General features: G+C 65.3%; 16 protein-coding genes. 4 read left to right on the top strand and 12 right to left on the bottom strand.

All coding sequences use genetic code 11. From position 1 onward, the window contains the following. Window positions 1–10: 10 nt before the first annotated feature. The 7 genes from AKJ09_RS33585 to AKJ09_RS33555 form a co-directional block, all read right to left on the bottom strand. The gene (locus tag AKJ09_RS33585) at window positions 11–811 is read right to left on the bottom strand and encodes an outer membrane protein assembly factor BamD (RefSeq protein WP_146651936.1); all 801 of its coding nucleotides are present in this window, start codon (window positions 809–811) and stop codon (window positions 11–13) included. Next, window positions 808–1359, bottom strand: coding sequence for an RNA polymerase sigma factor (locus tag AKJ09_RS33580; RefSeq protein ID WP_146651935.1), 552 nt, complete (start codon window positions 1357–1359; stop codon window positions 808–810). The genes AKJ09_RS33585 and AKJ09_RS33580 overlap by 4 nt, the downstream gene beginning before the upstream one ends. A gap of 130 nt (window positions 1360–1489) precedes the next feature. Beyond that, window positions 1490–2476 (bottom strand): hypothetical protein, encoded by a 987-nt coding sequence (locus AKJ09_RS33575; RefSeq protein ID WP_146651934.1) that lies wholly within the window; start codon window positions 2474–2476, stop codon window positions 1490–1492. 552 nt (window positions 2477–3028) lie between these two features. Then, on the bottom strand, window positions 3029–3955 hold the full coding sequence (locus AKJ09_RS33570; protein WP_146651933.1) for a hypothetical protein: 927 nt from the start codon (window positions 3953–3955) through the stop codon (window positions 3029–3031). A 1389-nt stretch (window positions 3956–5344) separates the two neighbouring features. After that, window positions 5345–5935, bottom strand: a complete 591-nt coding sequence (locus AKJ09_RS33560; RefSeq protein ID WP_146651931.1) for a hypothetical protein — start codon at window positions 5933–5935, stop codon at window positions 5345–5347. Between the two features lie 55 nt (window positions 5936–5990). Beyond that, the gene (locus tag AKJ09_RS55690) at window positions 5991–6122 is read right to left on the bottom strand and encodes a hypothetical protein (protein WP_275936661.1); all 132 of its coding nucleotides are present in this window, start codon (window positions 6120–6122) and stop codon (window positions 5991–5993) included. Beyond that, window positions 6123–6509, bottom strand: coding sequence for a hypothetical protein (locus AKJ09_RS33555; RefSeq protein WP_146651930.1), 387 nt, complete (start codon window positions 6507–6509; stop codon window positions 6123–6125). 43 nt (window positions 6510–6552) lie between these two features. Here AKJ09_RS33555 and AKJ09_RS33550 point away from each other — a divergent pair, with 43 nt between their 5' ends. Further along, entirely contained in the window at window positions 6553–6840 is a 288-nt protein-coding gene (locus AKJ09_RS33550; RefSeq protein WP_146651929.1) for a hypothetical protein, read from the top strand. A 329-nt stretch (window positions 6841–7169) separates the two neighbouring features. Further along, window positions 7170–11717 carry a hypothetical protein gene (locus AKJ09_RS33545; protein WP_146651928.1) on the top strand — a complete coding sequence of 1516 codons (4548 nt, stop codon included), beginning with the start codon at window positions 7170–7172 and terminating at the stop codon, window positions 11715–11717. Window positions 11718–11897: 180 nt separating this feature from the next. On the opposite strand, the gene AKJ09_RS33540 is transcribed toward AKJ09_RS33545, so the two are convergent. Continuing rightward, a complete protein-coding gene (locus AKJ09_RS33540) occupies window positions 11898–12476 on the bottom strand; it encodes a TetR/AcrR family transcriptional regulator (protein WP_240488679.1) in 579 nt (192 codons plus the stop codon). 141 nt (window positions 12477–12617) lie between these two features. Between AKJ09_RS33540 and AKJ09_RS33535 the strand changes: the two genes are divergently transcribed. Then, window positions 12618–13532, top strand: a complete 915-nt coding sequence (locus AKJ09_RS33535; protein ID WP_146651926.1) for an NmrA family NAD(P)-binding protein — start codon at window positions 12618–12620, stop codon at window positions 13530–13532. A gap of 503 nt (window positions 13533–14035) precedes the next feature. On the opposite strand, the gene AKJ09_RS33530 is transcribed toward AKJ09_RS33535, so the two are convergent. Continuing rightward, window positions 14036–15913: an IgGFc-binding protein gene (locus tag AKJ09_RS33530; RefSeq protein ID WP_146651925.1), complete on the bottom strand. Its 1878-nt coding sequence runs from the start codon at window positions 15911–15913 to the stop codon at window positions 14036–14038. A gap of 10 nt (window positions 15914–15923) precedes the next feature. Next, a complete protein-coding gene (locus AKJ09_RS33525) occupies window positions 15924–16574 on the bottom strand; it encodes a hypothetical protein (RefSeq protein WP_146651924.1) in 651 nt (216 codons plus the stop codon). Between the two features lie 226 nt (window positions 16575–16800). On the opposite strand from AKJ09_RS33525, the gene AKJ09_RS53485 reads away from it, so the two are divergent. Further along, window positions 16801–16971, top strand: a complete 171-nt coding sequence (locus AKJ09_RS53485) for a hypothetical protein (RefSeq protein ID WP_169928077.1) — start codon at window positions 16801–16803, stop codon at window positions 16969–16971. 213 nt (window positions 16972–17184) lie between these two features. Here AKJ09_RS53485 and AKJ09_RS33520 read toward each other — a convergent pair whose 3' ends face one another. Together AKJ09_RS33520 and AKJ09_RS56390 are read right to left on the bottom strand one after the other, a co-directional pair. Next, entirely contained in the window at window positions 17185–17658 is a 474-nt protein-coding gene (locus tag AKJ09_RS33520; RefSeq protein ID WP_146651923.1) for a sensor histidine kinase, read from the bottom strand. Continuing rightward, a complete protein-coding gene (locus AKJ09_RS56390; protein WP_420814264.1) occupies window positions 17646–18011 on the bottom strand; it encodes a PAS domain-containing protein in 366 nt (121 codons plus the stop codon). Before AKJ09_RS56390 ends, AKJ09_RS33520 begins: the two co-directional genes overlap by 13 nt. Between the last annotated feature and the right edge of the window lie 95 nt (window positions 18012–18106).

Raw genomic sequence — 18106 nt, 5'->3', positions numbered from 1 at the left:
TGGGTTGGGGTCAGCGCGGCGGAGCGGCGACGGAGTCAGCCCGATCGCCGGAGATCGGAGAGGGAGTGCTGGCGGACATCGGCGAGATCGGCTGCCCGATCACCATCTCGAGTCGTGCGACGTACGGCGTGCGCGGAAAGCGTCGAAGAAGAGTTCGGGCGCGCTGAAGCGCGTCTTCTTTTCGGCCAAGGCGGGCGAGCGCCTCCACGGCGATCGCCTCGCGCTCCTGGACGAACTCGCCGTTCGGGAAGTCGCGCGAGAGCTGGTCTGCGATCACCAGTGCACGGCCAGGATTCGAGGCCAGCGTTGCCTGGGCACGCCGAGCAGCCTCGAGCTCCGAGACGGACGGCGGTGCCTCCGGACTGGGTGTGGGCCTCGCGCGTCCCGTCGCGGAGGCCACGGCGACGGGCGCCGCGCTGGGCAGCTCGTCGACGGAGATCGTCCCGACAGGATCGACCTTCGGAGGGGTTTCTGCGCGTTCTTCAACGACCGCGGCGGGGACGGGCTCCGGAGCCGTGACGGGCGGCGGCGCGACCGGCGGCCGATGCGCGACAGAACGCGAGACGAACGGGGCGAGGAGAAATCCTCCAGCCACGACGACGGCGATGGCGCCGAGCTTCGAATAGGCGAGCGCGCTGCTGGAACGCGCCGCCGTGCTCGAAGCCGCCTCTGCCACGCGCGCCGCAATCCGGGCCGAGATCTCGTTTGCGGCATCGGGGCTCGGGCCGCGCCGGCGCTCGCGCACGAGAGCGCGCAGCGCGTCGGGGCCTTGTTCGTCGGCGCGAGGCGGATTGAAGCGCTCGAACGTCATTTCTTCTCCTCGAGCTCGAGAGCGTGTGTGAGCTCTCGGCGTGCCGCTTGGAAACGGGCGTAGGCCGTGGGGATCGAGCACCCCACCGCCTTTGCGACCTCACGCATCGACATCTCCTCGACCTCGTAGAGGAGGAAGACTGCCCGCTTGTCCTCGTCGAGCGAGTCCACAACGCGGTTCAACAGATCGATCTCCGTACGCGCGGACGGGTCACGCGTATCGGTGCTCTCGGGCACGTTCGCGACCGAGCGTTCGTGCCGTCGATGGCTCCTCCGTCGATAAGCCGCCGCGCACCGGCGAGCAATGGCATAGAGCCATGGCCGAGGGTTCTCCCCATCCCATTGCGGCAGGCGACGATGCGCAACGAGGAAGACCTCCTGCGTCTGGTCGTCAACGTCGGTCGGGTGGACCCCCAGATGGCGGAGGCTCCGCCAGACGAAGGGTAGATGCGTCGTGACGAGCTGTTCGATCGTCGTCCGCGCCGCGGGCGCAGAGGCGGACGCTCCGGGCATGGCCCGGCCGGCCAGACGAAAGATCGAACCGTTCACGCAGGAGGAATGCTCGGCCCGCAGGAAATCGTTAAGGGCCGACGGCGTATTTCGAACGAAACGCGCGCAGCCACCCGCAGGACAGGAGGCAATAGCTCAAGCATGAGCCGACCCTTCGGCACACCGAGGGTTACTGGAGCTCGTAGCTGAGGCCAAGCGACAGCCGGGTGGCGAACGGCTCCGGTCGGTGGATCGGCACCTGCGCTCCGTCACGGATCTCGAAGGAGTCGCGGACGAACACGGCATCCAGCCCCGGGAACGCCTCCAGGAAGAGATGTGGGGCCAGCCTTGTCCTCACGAGCGCGCCCGGACCGCCGACCACCGCTGCGCGCGCTTCGCTCTCGACCACGGCGAACCCGTCCGGGAGGACGCGAATCACTCCAGCACGCAACGCGGCCGCGACGATGACCTCGACGGCTGCGAATCGTACTACCCGCACACCAGCGAACGCCGACGCGTGAAGGAACTGGAAGCCCACGTCTCGCTCCGCGGCGCGGATCGATCCGCCGGACTCGAAGGTCGCCTCGAGGCCGAGCCACAAGATCGCGCCTGGCGAGTACGCCGCCCGGAGAGTGAGCCCGAGACCTGCGCCGGGAAGCACACCGAGCGAGGCTGTCCCCGCGATTCCCAGCGAAAGACGCCGGCTCGTCCTCGCCCGCTCAGGAGCCTTCGCCGGCGTGGGCTCCTGTGGTTGCGAGGGAGCGGGCGTGCCGTCGCCACCGTCGGTCTCCGGAAGCCGCTCCAACCGCTCCGTCGAAGGTGCGGGCTCGGGCCGCGGGCTCGCCGCGATCATCATCGCCAGGACGAGCGCAGTAGCTTCTTCGACGCCCGTGCAGCTCACGCCTTCGACGTGCACCTCGCGCTCGCCGACGCCCTTGCCCGTCACGTCCTTCAGCTCGATGGCGACGGAAAAGCCACCGCGTTCTTTCGTCACCACGCCGCGCACGACGAGCTCCGACGGCACGTCGAGAGCGCTTTGCGCGAGGCGTGCACGAGTCGCGTCGACGATACGCTCGCGGGACGTGCACCCCTCCGGCGCGGACCACGCGAGGTCGAAGGTGGGCGCTGGAGTGGCACGCGCTGAGCCCGCTGCAAGGAGGACCGCGACCGCGACCATCACTCCCCATGTTCGAGCGCGCGCGCCGCGCCGTCCCAGCCGCAAATCCGAGGACCTCGGCTGCGATGGTACACAAAACTGACGCTAGGTTCGCCAGCGCTCGCCGACGCTTCGCCGCTCCGTCGAACGGCAACCCTCCCCAGCGATGCACGCGCATCGCTCCGTGTTCCCTTGCTGCGCTCGAGCTTTACGAGCGCTCGTACGCCTGCCAATGGGTCGGCGTTTCCGCTCCCACACCGCCTCGAACGCCGTACGCTCCCGGCTCACAGAGTCCGCGTTCCGCCCCTGCCGAAATTTCGTAGAAGAACGATTACGTCCACTCTGGCGCGGGCGTTTCTTGCCGCGTCACGAGCGTTTCCTTTTCCTTCTCCCCCAGCTTGGCGGCCGGGGCCACACCGCACTTCCACTAGTAGTGGTCCCTTGATGTTTGGCGGCTTGTTGCGAGGGCGCAAGCCACCGCGCTTCGAGTTGAGCGCAGCAACTTCCTGCACGCGCGGCGCATTTGGCCCGATAAATGGGGGCGTCCCTGCGCTGCGAAATCAGGACCGGAGCCTAGGTAATCGTCAGCTCGGTACCCGCGTGCGCCGCCTGTTCGGCGACGTAGATGAGCGCGGCCACATCGTCGTCGTGAAGGAGGGCTTCGAACGTGGTCGCCGTTGCTCTGAGCGTCGCCCGCTCTCTTGCGTCGACGCCTTCACGCTCTGCCGCATCTACGATCTTCGGAAGCTCGACGCGCAGTCGCTTGATCTCGAGGAGGATGTCGCGGAGTTCTACCGCGACCTGGGGTACCTCCGAGGGGAAGGCATGTCCGAACATCAGCACGTGCGTCGTGATGAAGAGAGAAGGGTGGCGTTCGAGTACGCCAGGCCAGGAGCTCGATGACCAGAGCGCCTGCACGCTACTCCTGCGGATACGTGCCGTCTTTCCACCGCCCGCTACCGTCACCGCGTCGAACGCCCATCCGGGGCTCAAGCGCATCCGCTTCGCCTCCAGGCTCCGGCTTCCGTGGAACGTACAACTGTCGAACTTGATTTCGCCGTGCCCCACGGCGCGCAGTCCGCCCATGATCGTGCTTCGAATGAACTCCGCTTGCGCGTTCTCTTTGAGCACGACCTTGTCTCTCCCGCCGGGAGGGTCACCAAGAATGATCGCCTCGCTGCTTCCGGAAACACACGAGACGCAGCCGATGAAGAGGCCACTTCCCGACGCAACTCGAAGTTGATTTGCGCCAAGCTGTACGATATCGGGGGCAATCTTCACGTCGACGCCTTGGTAGACGGTGCGGAGCAGATGCACTCGGAGTGCCGGAGGACCGAGTTCGAGGTCCAGGACAGGTTTGCGGAGAGCAGACCAGATGCGCAGATGCTCACCCTCGAGCGTCACATCCCAGTTCTCGACGTTCAACTGAATGGCACTGTTCTCGATGACGAGGACGGGCTTCCCTGAATCGTCAAAGAACCGACCACCGATACGGAGCATGCTCTCTCCGGGGCCGGGGGCAGCAACGGACAGCAAGCACTCGCCATTGACGGTCAGTAGCGCGGAACAGTCACGAAATTCCAGCAACCCGAGTTGGACCAGGCAACCGACTGCGTCGGGTTCGATCTCGAAAGGCTTCGTCTCTCTTCTTTGCCGTGAATACGGGTTGCGCTTCCACTCCCATACTCTCGCCTTGAGACCCGCGCGGGCAGTAACTTCGCCGTGACATCTGCCGCAAAGAAAAGCCATCTTCATGGGGTCGTGGCTTTTCGCGTCCGAGAACTCGGGATCGATGTGCTCGTATTGGCCTCGTATATGCCCGCACTTGATGCAGCCGAATCCGGCTTCCTGCCGGAGCTGACGTTTGACGGCCTCGTCGATGTGCCGGCTCAGACCGTGCTTGTTTGGTGCGCTCAAGGGAGCGCAACGATATCACTCGCGCTCGTGAACAGTCCGGATCCGTCAGCCGTCCGCTTCGTGGCGCGCCATGTCTAGCGATTCGTCGCGCGCCCCGTGAACGTCGCGACGTTGGGCTCACGCGCGACCCGCCGCGCTTCGATCTCCCGCGCGGGCTGCGCCACAACATCGAACCGACCCGCAGCAGCAGCAGCCTCGAGCGCCCGCTCGAGCGCCGCCTAGACTGGGTCGACCGGGCCAATCGCTGGGCCGATTCCCTCCCGATCGACCCCGTTCAGGCCCGTGTCGTTGCCCTTCGGAGCCTTCGAGTCGACGTAAGGCTTCGCTCACAGAGTCCGCGTTCCGCCCTGCTGAGATTTCGTAGAAGACCGATTACGTCCACTCTGGCGCGGGCGTTTCTTGCCCAGTCACGAGCGTTTCCTTTTCCTTCTCGCCTTTTCCTTCTCGCTCCTTGCCCCGTCAAGGGTGTTTCCTTTTCGTTCTCGCGAACGCATTCGTCAGCTGCAAGAGCAGGCGCTCGGCAAGATCCGCAAGCACATGCGCGATTAGGAGGCGATTAGGGGCAATCGCGGTTCGGATAAACAGACATCCGTGAAACACGGATGGATTCGCCCCGAGATCTGCCCAGCGGCATATCTCACCTCGCCGACGTAGATCTTGTCACCGTCGATCTCGACATCACGCACCTCCGCACTACCGACGCAAGATTGCGCTCGATTCGATCGGCGACACCCGCGTGCCGCGCTTCATCAGAGGTAATCACACAATCCCTCTACCCGCTTTCGCCGGAGCCGCAAAGCCGCCGAACATCGTCCGCCCCAAAAGACGCCCCCCAGCGCTCCACTCCACCATTCGCGTTCGTCGCGAGTTACGCATCCGGATTTCTCCGACGGCGATTGAAGCGCGATCGCCAACCTTCTCGGCTGGGCCGTCCACGCACGTTCGGCTCACGCCTCAGCCGCGCGCGCTCCGTCAGGGCTCCTTCAGCTGGAACGTCCGTTCGACGAGAGCGAACCCTGGCTCCACCTGAGCGCGGTCTTCGTCATAAGACTGCTCGATGACCGTGAATGTCTGCTCGTGCGACCGAAAGCAGAAGATGCGGATGCTGCCTGGCGTAAGGCCGAGCAGCTTTCCTTCGAGGACGGCGCCTTCACCCTCGTGCGCTCCCCATTTCGTGAAGGACGTTCTCGTCGCGCTCTTCATCACCTTCGACGTCTGAGCTTCGATGTGCTGTTCGAGAACACTCCTCGGCGTGAGCTGGGCGTCCGCGATCTCGAACAACATGAAGCTCTGGCCAGGTGTATCGATCGAAAAGGAGTGATCCGGATCGTAGTCGGAGGCGCCAACATCGACCTTCCAGTTGCCGGCGTGCTGAAAGCGGAAAGCCGGACGCTCCACTGCGATCGGGTTATCGACTGCTGCCGTTCGCTCACTTCGAAATGTGTTTGCGACGAACTCGCGTCCTTCCTTCACGACGAGCACGCCCGCCACGAGTCCAACTCCGCAGCCGAGCACGAAGCAGACAATCGCGACCAGCCAGATCGAGGCATGTTTCGAGGACATCGATGCGTCTTCTACCATCGGCGCGGCCGCAGGTGCGCGAATGGCCACTCGCTCGTCACCCTCTCCGATCACGCGTATAGGTCTCCGTGAGATTCATCGTCATGACGACCCAGATCGGAATCGGCACGATGCCGTCCGAGATGATCGCCGACGAGATGTTCGCGTAGTTCTGGTAGCTGGAGGCCATCTACATCCTCCCGGTTGCTTCTTGCAGTAACGCGGCGATCGCTTCGTGCACGGCCGCGGGCGTGCCTTCTTCGGTTTCCACCGACCAGGACACTTGCGCCGGCTCGAAACCGAGGGCGCTTGCGCAGTGCGTGAACGCGCCGATCACGATGCGCTGGTTGCGCTCCACCACGTCCGCTGGCTGTTGCCCGAATGGCCTGCCTTCGTCGTCGAAGCGCGGGAGCTGGCGGCTGAGCGGGTAGCCGAGCATCGGGAACCGCAGGCGGATCTCGCGCCAGTTTTTGCTCCAACGAAAGTCGATGTACGCAAGCGTGAGCAGAGCCGGCGTCCGGCGGACCGATAGGCAGCGATTCCCGCGCGCGGTGGACCTCGTCGTCAGGATCTCCAAAAGGCCCGTTGTCATCGCGAGCGAAAGCGTCTAGTTCGGCGCGATGCTCAAATCCTTGTCTCTTCTCTCGATTCTTGGCGTGCTCGCAATCGCTTGTGGCGATGACGCCGCGCAGCCGGCGGCCAGCTCCAAGACGGCCACAGGCCAGACTCTCTGCGACTCGTACTACGCGAAGTGCCCCCGCCCCGACGGGGCTGGCAATGCCGGCGTCTACGAGTGCAAGGCGGACCAGTTCGACACGGCGACGAACAAGAGCGAGGTGCAGAGCTGCCTCGACGGCACGAACGCGTGCGCCAACGCTCAGGCGTGCCTCACCGTCGCGAAGTTCTGAGGAGCGCGTGGCAGGCGGCGAAAAGGAAATGCTCGTGACGGGGCAAGAAACGCCCGCGCCAGAGTGGACGTAATCGTACTTCTACGAAGTTTCAGCAGGGTGGAACGCGGACTCTGTGGATCGTCCGACGGCCGAGCTCGCTGCCCACGTCGAGCCTGCCGTGCGTTCGCGGCCGTCCCCAAAACACCCGACGGCGAGGTTCTCGTCGACATGGTGCGCAACGCGCTCGGACTCGACGCCGACGAAGGATCCGAAGAGCCACCCACGAGCCTCGTCGAGTCGTCGCGCTGACGACGGGCAATGGTACGCTGCAGCTCTTGCGGGGTCCCATGCTCGATACACTTCGTCGCTCGGTTCGGACGTCCCGGACCGTCCTTGTAGAAGCGCGCGCCGCGCGCATCGTGTCGTTCGCCGCGCGGCTCGCTACCTTCTCGGTGTTCGTCGCGACGTTCCTCTTCGGCTTCGGCAGCCGCGTTCACGCCGCGTGGGCCGACGGTCCACTCGACCGGAAGGCGGTTCCCGAGCCGCTTCGGCCTTGGACCTCCTGGGCGCTCTACGGCAAAGAGAGTGCGCTCTGTCCGACGTTCCACGGCATTGCCGGCGGCACGCCTCAGTGTGCGTGGCCCTCGCGCCTCGACCTCGTCCTCGACGAGAAGCGTGGAACCTTCACGCAATCGTGGCACACCGATGGGCAGCGTTGGGTGCCCGTTCCTGGCGACGAGAAGCGCTGGCCACTCGACGTGAAGGTCGGGGCGACGAAGGCGGTCGTCGTCGTTCACGATGGTGTACCGAGCGTCGAACTCGAAGCGGGCGATCATGTCATCACCGGCTCGTTCGCGTGGGACTCGCTCCCCGAGTCGCTTCAAGTGCCGAAGGAGACGGCGCTCCTGTCGCTCGTCCTCCGAGGCAAGCTGGTCGGCCAGCCGAACCGCGACGCGAAGGGAACGGTCTGGCTGCAGAAGACGCTTGCCGCCGAGGAAGGTGAGCGCCTCGACTTCGTCGTGCACCGTCGCATCGTCGATGAAGTCCCGCTGCTTCTCACGACCCGTATCGTGCTCAACGTCGCCGGACGAAATCGTGAGATTTTGCTCGGCAAGGCGTTGCCCGAGGGCTTCGTTCCGATCTCGATCGATAGCCAACTGCCTGCGCGTGTCGAACCCGACTCACGACTTCGTGTTCAGGCGCGCCCCGGAACGTGGACGATCGAGCTCGTCGCGCGGAGCGAAGGGCCCATCACCGAGTTGAAGCGTCCCAAGCCCGATGGCCCGTGGCGCGAAGGTGAGGAGGTCTGGGTCTTCGATGCTCGACCGGCACTGCGTGTCGTCGACGTGCAGGGCGCCGCGGCGATCGATCCTCAGCAGACGTCGCTTCCCGACGACTGGAAGCGATTGCCCGCATATCCCCTCGATCTCGGCACGAAGCTCCAACTCGTCGAAAAGCAGCGCGGCAACGGCGAGCCTCCGCCGGATCATCTCACGCTCAATCGTACGCTCTGGCTCGACTTCGACGGTCGCGGCTTCACGGCGAGCGACACGCTCACCGGCAATTTGAGGCGTGCTTCGCGTCTCGAGATGCTCGGCCCCACCGTCCTCGGTCGTGTGGCCATCGCTGGCAAAGACCAATTCATCACACACCTCCCCGGCGACGCCGCGAAGACGGGCGTCGAGGTTCGGCAAGGAGATCTCAACGTGAGCGCCGACAGCCGTGTCGTCGCCGAGCCGAGTGATCTGCCCGCCGTCGGTTGGAATCACGACTTCCACGAAGTGTCGGCGATGCTGCATTTGCCGCCGGGCTTTCGTCTCGTCCACGCCACGGGCGTCGACGACGTGCCGTCGACGTGGATCAAACATTGGACGCTGCTCGAGCTGTTCCTGGTCCTCGTGCTGGCGATCGCCGTGTTCCGAATGTACGGCCCGGCGTGGGGAGTCATCTCTCTCGTGACGTTTGCGCTGACGTTCCCAGAGGACGACGCGCCGAAGTACGTGCTCGTGTTCGTGCTGCTCGCCGAGGCGCTCGTGCGCGGCCTCGATCGCGTGCTTCGTGGCGCCGGCGAAACGCCGAATCGCGGTCTGGTCTTCGCGCGCAAAGCGCTCGTCGGCGGACGCGCCGCCATTGCCGTCGTGTTCGTCCTCATCACGGTTCCGTTCCTCGTGGATCACGTGCGAGGCGGCCTTTTCCCCGCGCTATCGGTCGAACGGCAAGAGCCTTTCGAGGCTGCCGACGCCATCGCTCTCCGCTCGAAGGAAGGGGGCGGAGGCGCTGTTGCCGCTGCTCCTCAGGCGGTTGCTCCTGAGGCGATTTCCGAATCGGCTCCTGTCCCGCCGCCCGGAGCGACGGCCTCGATGCCGCCCGTGCAAGAGAAGAGCAAGGGGGATCTCGACGAGTCCAAACCCGAGCAGATCAGCAAGTCTCGTGGTGGTCGGACGATCCTCGGAGGCGTCTCGTCGTCGAGCGACTACCGGCAGTTCAACGCCAACGTCTACGACCCGACGTCGATGGTGCAGACCGGTCCGGGACGTCCGCGGTGGTCGTTCACGCAGGTGCCGCTCCGTTGGAGTGGACCGGTCCAGCGCGATCAGCGCTTGCACCTCTACGTACTCTCGCCGGTCCAGAATGCCATCTTGGCCATTCTTCGCGCGGTGCTCGTCGTCGCGCTCGTGCTTCGATTCGTACCCGTGCGGCCGCGGCGCTCGACGGGGCCCGGAGGAGGCAGCGTTCTCTCCTTCGTCGCGTCGTCGGTCGTCGTGCTCGTCATGCTCGGACACGCGCAAACCGCGAGCGCCCAGACCGTGCCTACGAAGGAGGTGCTCGACGAACTCGCCGGGCGGCTCCTCGAAAAGCCGTCGTGCACGCCAAACTGCGCTTCGAGCCCGCGCATGCTCGTCGAGGCGCGGCCCTCGGCGCTACAGCTTCGCTTCGAGGTCGAGGCCAGCGCGAAGACTGCCGTTCCGCTGCCGACGAGCGCGCAGTGGGCGCCCGATACGATCCTCCTCGACGGAAAGCCGGCGCGCAGTCTCCTGCGTACCGACGACGGGCGCGTGTGGCTCGCGGTCGACAAGGGCTGGCACCAAGCGACGCTCGCCGGTCCACTGCCCGACCGCGAGCTCGTTCAGCTCGCGCTTCCACTCCGACCGCACCGCGTCGAGGCGCAGGCCGACGGTTGGCGTGTCGAAGGCATCCACGAGGACGGCCTCGCGGACGATAATGTGCAACTCACACGCATTCGCGCGAAGGACGGCAAAGACGGCGCGCTCGAGCCGGGCGTTCTGCCTCCCTTCGTCCGCGTCGAACGAACGCTGCTGATCGGACTCGATTGGCAGGTCTCCACACGCGTCGTTCGTCTGTCGCCGCCCGGCACGGCGGTCGTCCTCGAAGTCCCGCTGTTGAAAGGTGAGTCCGTCACCACGGCGGACGTGCGTGTGGCGGCGGGTAAGGCGCAGCTGAACATGCCTCCGCAGGTGACGGAGCTCACGTGGCGGTCGGTCCTCGATCAACGCTCGCCCGTCGTTCTCACGGCGCCGAAGTCGGTCGCGTGGACCGAACTCTGGCGGCTCGACATGAGTCCGATCTGGCACGTGGAGCTCGGGGGCATTCCCGTCGTGCACGCCGCCCCAACGGCGACGTTGCCCGAGTGGCGCCCGTGGCCCGGCGAATCGGCGACGCTCCATGTCACGCGCCCCGACGGCGTCGCCGGTCGGACGTTCACGATCGACGAGAGCTCGTACGAGATTCGTCCCGGCCTCCGCGCCACCGATGCGACGCTGACGATGTCCGTTCGCTCGAGCCGTGGTGGGCAGCACGTCCTCACGCTTCCCGACGGGGCCGTTCTCGAATCGACGTCGATCAACGGCGTGGTTTCTCCGACCCGTCAGGATGGGCGAAAGGTCACGTTGACCGTCTCTCCAGGCTCGCAGACGGTCATTCTCAAGTGGCGTACGCCGACGGGAATCTCGTTTCTCTACCACGCACCGGAGGTCGAACTCGGCACGGAGAGCGTCAACGCGACGACCACGATCGTCGTCGCCGAAGATCGTTGGATCGTCGGATTGGCGGGGCCGCGCGTCGGTCCAGTCGTCCTCTTCTGGAGCTTGCTCGCCGTGCTCTCCGTCGTGGCCTTCGCGATCGGAGCCATGCGCAAGACGCCGCTTGCCAAGTGGCAGTGGGTCTTGTTGGCCGTTGGTCTATCGCAGGTTCACGTCGTCGCGGCGGCTTTCATCGTCTTTTGGTTGCACCTTCTCGCGTGGCGCGAGCGGACCCCTCAGGTCTCGCCGCTGCTCTTCAACTTCAGGCAGTTTCTCATTCCGATCGTCACGGCGATTGCGCTCGTCCTGCTGCTCGTGACCGTGCATCAGGGACTGCTCGGTCATCCGGACATGCAGGTTCGTGGCAACGGCTCGAGCGTCGGTCAGCTTCGTTGGTTCCAAGATCGGAGCGACGCGATGCTCGGTCGGTCGTTGGTCATCAGCGCCCCGATGCTCGTCTATCGTGGCGCCATGCTCGCGTGGGCGCTCTGGCTCGCGCTTTCGATCGTCGCCTGGTTGCGCTGGGCCTTCGTGGCGTTCGGCACGGGCGGGTTCTGGCGACGGGTGCCGCCGCCGGTCCCGCCTCCGCCTCCGCCTCCGCAAGCGCCTCCGCCGGGAGCCGGTCCGCAAGGACCGAACGTGCCGTACGCGGGCAACGCGCCCGTGGCTGGCGCGGCCTATCCGCAAGCGGCTTATCCGCAAGCGGCTTATCCGGGCCAAGCAGCCTATCCGGGGCAAGTTGCCTATCCGGGGCAAGCGGCTCATCCCACGACAAACCCGCCTGGGCCGCTCGAAGCCGAGATCCCGCCGCCGTCGAACGCCGACGACGCTGGCGATCGACGCGGCGGAAGCTGACACCAAATGCAGGGGAGAAGGAAAAGGAAACGCTCGTGACGGGCTAGAAACGCCCGCGCCAGAGTGGACCTAATCGTTCTTCTACGTCCCCGCGGCGAGCGGCGCGAGGCCGTCCGGCAACCAGATGCTCACCTGACGACGCGCGACGCCGAATGAGGTGCGCCGGGTCGCGAGGCTCCCTCACGGACCTCGGCGCGGGCGGCCCATGCCCGCCATCGCGAGGCGCAAGAGCCTGACCGCCGTCGCAGGGTCGGCTTCTGTCGCGACGCCGATCGCGTTGGCCAGGAGCAGCAGGTCTCCCGTGCTCACCCCTGTGTTTAGCGCTCCCGCCGCCGCCGCTCGCGCAACGAGGCCATCGAGCGCCTCGCGCACCATCGCAGTGCAGCAGACCTGCTCGGGCACGACGTCAGGCGCCGCAAGCAGCGCGGCGGCGAGACCACGGTGGGTCGCCGCGTAAACGGTGAGCTCCTCGAGCCAGGCTGCGAGCTCCGCGCCGGGGTCGGTGCCGGGGTTGTCGGCAGCGCGAGCGCAGAGCTGCGCGACGCCATCGCGGAAGACCGCCTCGAGCAGCGCTCCTCGCGAGGCGAAGTGGCGGTGGAGCGTGGCCGATCCCACACCAGCATTCCGAGCGATCGCCTCGAGCGAAGCTTGGGCGCCGTCGCTGGCGATCAGCTCCTCCGCCGCGGCGAGGATGCGCTCGCGATTGCGACGCCCGTCGGCGCGCAGCGCCTTCTCCGCGTTCTTGTTTGCTGCTCGCACCCGGTCACTCATACGCCTCGTTGCCGAGATGGAATACCCCCCCGTTTACGTCTCGACAAGTGGGGTGCCCCTCCGTATAACCCGAGTCAACAACCGGAGGGCCACCCCATTTTGGTGCGCCCGCTGCGAAGGGAGCCAGAAATGAGCGATAAAGAGACGGTCCTCGTCACCGCAGCCACGGGTCGTCAGGGGGGAGCCACAGCGCGAGCGCTACTCGCCGACGGCCGAGCGCTGGTGCGCGTGCTGGTGCGTGACCGGGACGCGCCGAACGCCCGAGCGCTCGCTGCGTCCGGCGCCGAGATCGTCGTGGGGGATCTCGATCAGCCGGCATCGCTGCGCGCTGCATGCAAGGGCGTGCGTGCGGTCTTCTCGATGCAGTCGCCGATCATGACAGCGACGGGCGTCGACTTCAGCAAGGAGCGCGCACAAGGCGTGAACCTCGTCGAGGCCGCTCATGCCGCGGGCGTCGACACCTTCGTGCACACCGCCACCTCGGGCGTCGGCGACCACCGCCAAGTCGAGGGCTGGGCGGAGGGACGATGGAAGTCGCAAGAGATTTACTGGGAGAACAAGCTCGCCACGTGCGAGCTGGTGCGGAACACGGGCTTCCGTCACTCGGCCATCATCCTGCCCAGCACGTTCATGGATCACGTGATGCTCGAGCCCGCAGGCTTCATCGGCGGCCTTCGCCTCGTGACCGTGGTTGACGCCGATCGTCCGCTCGGCTTCATCGCACCCGACGACGTCGGCGCGGCCGCCGCCGCCGCGATCCTCGAGCCGACGCGGTTCGACGGCGTGACGCTGCAGCTCGCGGGAGACGTCCTGTCATTGCGCGAGGCCACCGCGATCCTGGCGCGTCTCGACGGCAAGGCGTACGTCGTGGAGTCGACCACCGTCGAAAGGGCGATCGCCGCGGGCGTACACCCCGGTCTGGCGAGCGGCCTGGCCTTCATGAACGCGGCCCGACTTCTCGCCCGCCCCGAGATCGCGCGCGGTTACGGCCTCGCTCCGATCAGCTTCGAGACGTGGGCCCGCAAGCGTCGCGGGATGGCGTAGTCGGTTCGAAGCTCACCACGCACGCGACGCCGTGTCCCGGTCACACACGCGCGCGCGCTCCACCGACGTGATGCTGTAGCGGACGAGATGTGAATCGGAGAGGATTGTGGTCTCCGTGAAGTAGACGTGCGTTTCGTCGTTCAGGGGAGAAGGAAAAGGAAAACGCTCGTGACGGGGCAAGAAACGCCCGCGGCAGAGTGGACCTAATCGCAGGGGCGGAACGCGGACACTGTGGTAAAGCGCGTCGAACTGTCCGTCCGCCAAGAGCGCGCCGCGAAGCTGAAGTCTCTCACGAACGAGCTTCGCGACATTCGGCAGGAGCTCGAGTCTGGAACGGCCAACGCGGAGCGCAGCGCTTCTCAGCGAAGCCAACCGTTTCGCCGGGGCGTCGAAAGCGGCTCGACGGTCCGAGTAATACGCCTCGGTGGTGCACACAGGATTGTGTCCTCTTCGTCCGGAGAATCCATCGAGAGCACCTGCGCGAGCTCCCGGCTTGGGCGCGGTTACTTCGGAACGACAGGCGCGATCTCGACCGCGTTCAGCGGGGCGGCGTGACCTCCGGCGGAATAGGCGTAGGAAACCGCCTCATCGAGCCCCCACACGGTCAGGCCGAAAGGCGCGTCGCTCGACGCCATGTGTTGGCCGTTGTCACAACTGCCATTCCGAACGCCGCCTTCGAACAGCGCCACCGAGGCCGTTTCGAACTCTCCTGCCCCGCCGCCAATCTTCGTCCAGCCGGAGACCGTTCCAACGCAGTCCAATGTCACGTCGTGGAAGTAGCCGCCGACGTCTCGACGCCGCGTGAAAACCAAGTACGTCGTGCCGTAGGTCGGATCGGTGAAGAACAAATAGTTCGAGACTTGCTGCGCCACCGGCATTTGCGCCACGAACTCCGGATCGCCCAACGTCACACAATTAGGTCCCCCCCCGCCGTCCTCGGACCAGACGCAGTCCTTTTGGGCACACGAGCTCATGTGTTGACCGATGAAAAACGGGTGGTCGGCGTCTTGACTACGAACGACGAAGCTCGTCTCCTTCGCGAAGTCCGCGACCTGACCGGCATTGATGATGTCCGGGCCGGCGGTGGGCCAGTCGTAGGTCAAGCGCGTCCCGTCCACCGCCCCGACCAACCGATATGAAATCGGTTCTAGGCTGTGATCTTTGTTTCGCGTCGGGAACGCCGCTACCGCGTACTCGTGTCCCCACGCTCGGATCGGTGGAATCTGCTGGTGAATCGAGTCGATCGGCCCCCCGTAATGGGCCGTCGCATACCCACCAATGAACGCAATGGGCTTGTCCGCCGACACGATGGTGCCCGACATCTCGCGCGTGTCTTGCCACTGAACGAACTCGCCCGCGTTCAGCGAATATGTCGTCGCGACTCCGCGCGGCGCGCCAATGACTCCTGGCCCCGAAGGGAGATCCACGGTCGGAAGCAGCGTCACCGTCGTTCCGTCCGACGAAGCTACGACCTGCGCCCATTGGTCCTCCAGGCCGGAAAATGTGCCGCCCAGTCCGCGTTGCGGAACAGCGGCCAGGTAGTTCGTTCCCCACGCGCTCGTTGGGTAGAGCAGAGAGGCGCCGGCCAGATAGCTGCTTCGACCGCCGAAGGGCAAGATGTCATAGGCCGTCACGGGGGCGTCGGTTTGAATGTGAAACGCTGCGCCGCGCCCCATCACAGACATCCATTTGCCTGCGCCCTCAACGGCCGTCGATGCATTGATCGCCGGCCTGATTGGGCACGTCATCATAGAACCACTGAAACTTTCTTGAGAATTGGGGTCGCTCGAGAGAAAGAGCACGGCGACCTGCCCAGCGGGAAGGCCGGAAGTTGGCACCGGGGGCCAAACTTGTGGAGGCTCCCCCGGCACCGGCATGCGGCCGAACTCCGTCACGTCGTAGGCCGTACCGGCACGCGACACGGTGATGTGCGCCTCAGTCGTCCAACCGTTGGCGAGGAACACGGTAAAGCAGGGGGGCAGATACATGTTATCGGACGACGGCGTACTTACGACGAAGTCGCACCCGAGGCTGCCTTGCGTGGCGGCATGCGCGGCGCAGGCATCCACGCATTTTCCTTGGTTGCATGCGAGCGAGGGAGGGCAGTCGGCGACGCGTCGGCCTTGCGCGTCCGTCGTTGCTCGAAGGTCGGCAGTGCAGCCCGTCACCGCCATCGAGTCCGCTTCTCCGAACTCGCCGGCAGGCTGGGAAGAATCCGCCCCTCCGTCGACGGGCTCGCACATCCCCGCATTGCCACCCGGACACTGGGCAAGGTCATCGCCATGGGCGCAGCTCGCTCCAATCCAGCCGAGCAGGATGACCCCCCCAAGGAGACTCCCCAACCGAACGCGACCGAGCATGAAGTACGAGACCGCGCCCATGGCGACCCCTTCAGCTTCCCTTCACGTCCGTATCGAAGAACGTCTTGTAGAGAAATACGCGGCTCTTGTCCGTTCCGTTCAAGCCGAGAGCCGTGTTGAGCGGCGCTGCGCTCCCGGCCGGGCAGCTTCCAGTGACCGCGACGGGCGGGATTGCCACGTCACCGTAGGCAGTAAACGAATGAAACGTTCCGGCGCCTGGCACGTCGGGGACCTCATGCATCGACACGCTAAAGGGAGCGGTCAGGCAGGTTCCGAGCGAACCAGTGAAGCGCACGCGACCAGTCAATACGATGTTTACCGTCTTCAAAGCGGCGTTGATGCTGCCGGATATGCCGTTTCCGGACACGACGAACTGCGCGGTGACCGTTGATGTGAGCCCCGGAATGGGACCTATATCCGATGCCGGAAACGAGGAGATGGCCGTCGACGAATCGATCGTCCCCGGAGAGTCCACGTCGATCGAAATGAACCCCGAGTTCGGCGACCAGCCGGCACTCAACACTTTCCCACCGGGACCGGCAAAATCAATCAGAGGTGCACCGTCGCTTGGCGTGAGCGTGAAGTTACCCGGGTTGTCGACGGGTGAAGCGGCGGCGTACGACGCGCTGGCAAGCAGCACGGCGCCGGTACCAAAGCCAATTCGCAGATTCTTCGCTTTCATCGATTGCTGCGTGAGCGATGCGGGGCGACGAAGACGGGCCGTGAGGACGTACCGTTCGTGCGTGCGAGGAGAGCCACGAAGGATGTTCATCACCGACGGCCTGATCATTGAAGCGCCCAGCGGTCGCTTCAATTCAACATGGGCAATGGCCGCAAGGCCGCGCTCGAGATCACTCTCGCCCGCACATTTCTTCTTTTCTGAGGACTCTCAACGGAGGTGTGTCCGCATGCCGCAAAGACTTCACACCGGCGAAAAAGATCTGCCCTCACCCCTCATCGTCACCGGTGAGCTCAACGGTGAGGACGAGTTCGACGCCCACGGGATCACCGCCGCGGGCGGCGACAAGATCCAGACCGCCATCACGCGACGGAGGATCGCGAGATCGAGGTGGTTCTGACCGAAGAGCCGAGGGAGAAGGAAAAGGAAACGCTCGTGACGGGGCAAGAAACGCCCGCGCCCGAGTGGACGTAATCCCTCTTTCTACGAAAATTCAGCAGGGGCGGAACGCGGCGATGACGGCCTCACGAGCGACGCAACAATACGCGGAATTCGGCCCAGCCGTCCTTCGACTCCGCGCCGACGGTTCCTCCGTGTGCGTTCAGGATCAGCTTCACGATGTAGAGCCCGAGGCCGAGGTTCCGACGGCACGACGGCACGACGGCACAGGCGTGGATGTGCTGAAGGGAGCGAACATTCGCTCGATCCGTTCCTGGGGGATCGGCTCGGCTTCGTTCTCGACCGCGAGTTCCACCGCGTCGTCCCTGCCGTTCACCCGAACCCGGATCTCACTCCTCGGCTCGCTGTGATGAACCGCGTTTCCGAGCAAGTTCGAGAGAACCTGACCGATGCGCGCCGAGTCGACGACCGCACGCGTATCACCGGACACCTCCAAGGCGAACGTGCGTCCGGACGCAACGCTCTCTTGCTCTTGAATGAGCTCCTTCACCACGTCGACGAGATCGGTCGGCTCGCGTTGAAGTGTCGCGCCCTTGCCACGGTCGGTTTGAGCCAGATCGAGAAGGGCTTTGATGATCTCGTTCGCGCGCTCGGCAGACCGAGCGATTCGCTGGGTCAGTCGACGCATCGAAGGAGATGCGCTCGCCTCGAGAAGCGTCGTCCCGTCAGGATAGCGGAGAGCGGAGTGCGCAGATCGTGACCGACGACCGCAAGGAGGAGCTTCTGAAACTTCACCATGCGCGCGAGCTCTCGCTGCGCATCCTTGATTGCATGCACGTCCCAATTGCAGCCGACCCACTCGACGAGCTCCCCACCCTCGTCGAGAACAGGCGTGCCACGTGCGATCGTCCACCGGTACTCACCGTCGTACCGCCGTATTCGGTACTCCGTCGTGTAGTGCGCGCGTGCCGCTACCTCCGCGAGCCACGCCGCGCGCGCCTGCTCCCGATCCTCCTCGTGGACGGCGCGGCAGCCAGCCATAACCGCGATAGTCTTCGAACGTCTGTCCGGTATAGGCGCGCCACGGAAGCGAATCGACGACGACCAGCCCCGTGGCATTCGTCGTCCACACGACC

Source organism: Labilithrix luteola, assembly GCF_001263205.1.
In the GTDB taxonomy this organism is placed as follows: domain Bacteria; phylum Myxococcota_A; class Polyangia; order Polyangiales; family Polyangiaceae; genus Labilithrix; species Labilithrix luteola.
The sequence above is the reverse complement of the archived record's forward strand: the minus strand, read 5'-3'. Positions and strand labels throughout refer to the sequence as shown.

What these genes read in the sequence shown, in the direction of transcription:
- AKJ09_RS33585 (WP_146651936.1), bottom strand. Translation starts at nt 811, where the DNA reads ATGACGTTCGAGCGCTTCAATCCGCCTCGCGCCGACGAACAAGGCCCC.
- AKJ09_RS33575 (WP_146651934.1), bottom strand. Translation starts at nt 2,476, where the DNA reads ATGGTCGCGGTCGCGGTCCTCCTTGCAGCGGGCTCAGCGCGTGCCACT.
- AKJ09_RS33570 (WP_146651933.1), bottom strand. Translation starts at nt 3,955, where the DNA reads ATGCTCCGTATCGGTGGTCGGTTCTTTGACGATTCAGGGAAGCCCGTC.
- AKJ09_RS33560 (WP_146651931.1), bottom strand. Translation starts at nt 5,935, where the DNA reads ATGTCCTCGAAACATGCCTCGATCTGGCTGGTCGCGATTGTCTGCTTC.
- AKJ09_RS55690 (WP_275936661.1), bottom strand. Translation starts at nt 6,122, where the DNA reads ATGGCCTCCAGCTACCAGAACTACGCGAACATCTCGTCGGCGATCATC.
- AKJ09_RS33550 (WP_146651929.1), top strand. Translation starts at nt 6,553, where the DNA reads ATGCTCAAATCCTTGTCTCTTCTCTCGATTCTTGGCGTGCTCGCAATC.
- AKJ09_RS33545 (WP_146651928.1), top strand. Translation starts at nt 7,170, where the DNA reads ATGCTCGATACACTTCGTCGCTCGGTTCGGACGTCCCGGACCGTCCTT.
- AKJ09_RS33535 (WP_146651926.1), top strand. Translation starts at nt 12,618, where the DNA reads ATGAGCGATAAAGAGACGGTCCTCGTCACCGCAGCCACGGGTCGTCAG.
- AKJ09_RS33530 (WP_146651925.1), bottom strand. Translation starts at nt 15,913, where the DNA reads ATGGGCGCGGTCTCGTACTTCATGCTCGGTCGCGTTCGGTTGGGGAGT.
- AKJ09_RS33525 (WP_146651924.1), bottom strand. Translation starts at nt 16,574, where the DNA reads ATGAAAGCGAAGAATCTGCGAATTGGCTTTGGTACCGGCGCCGTGCTG.
- AKJ09_RS53485 (WP_169928077.1), top strand. Translation starts at nt 16,801, where the DNA reads ATGCCGCAAAGACTTCACACCGGCGAAAAAGATCTGCCCTCACCCCTC.
- AKJ09_RS33520 (WP_146651923.1), bottom strand. Translation starts at nt 17,658, where the DNA reads ATGCGTCGACTGACCCAGCGAATCGCTCGGTCTGCCGAGCGCGCGAAC.
- AKJ09_RS56390 (WP_420814264.1), bottom strand. Translation starts at nt 18,011, where the DNA reads ATGGCTGGCTGCCGCGCCGTCCACGAGGAGGATCGGGAGCAGGCGCGC.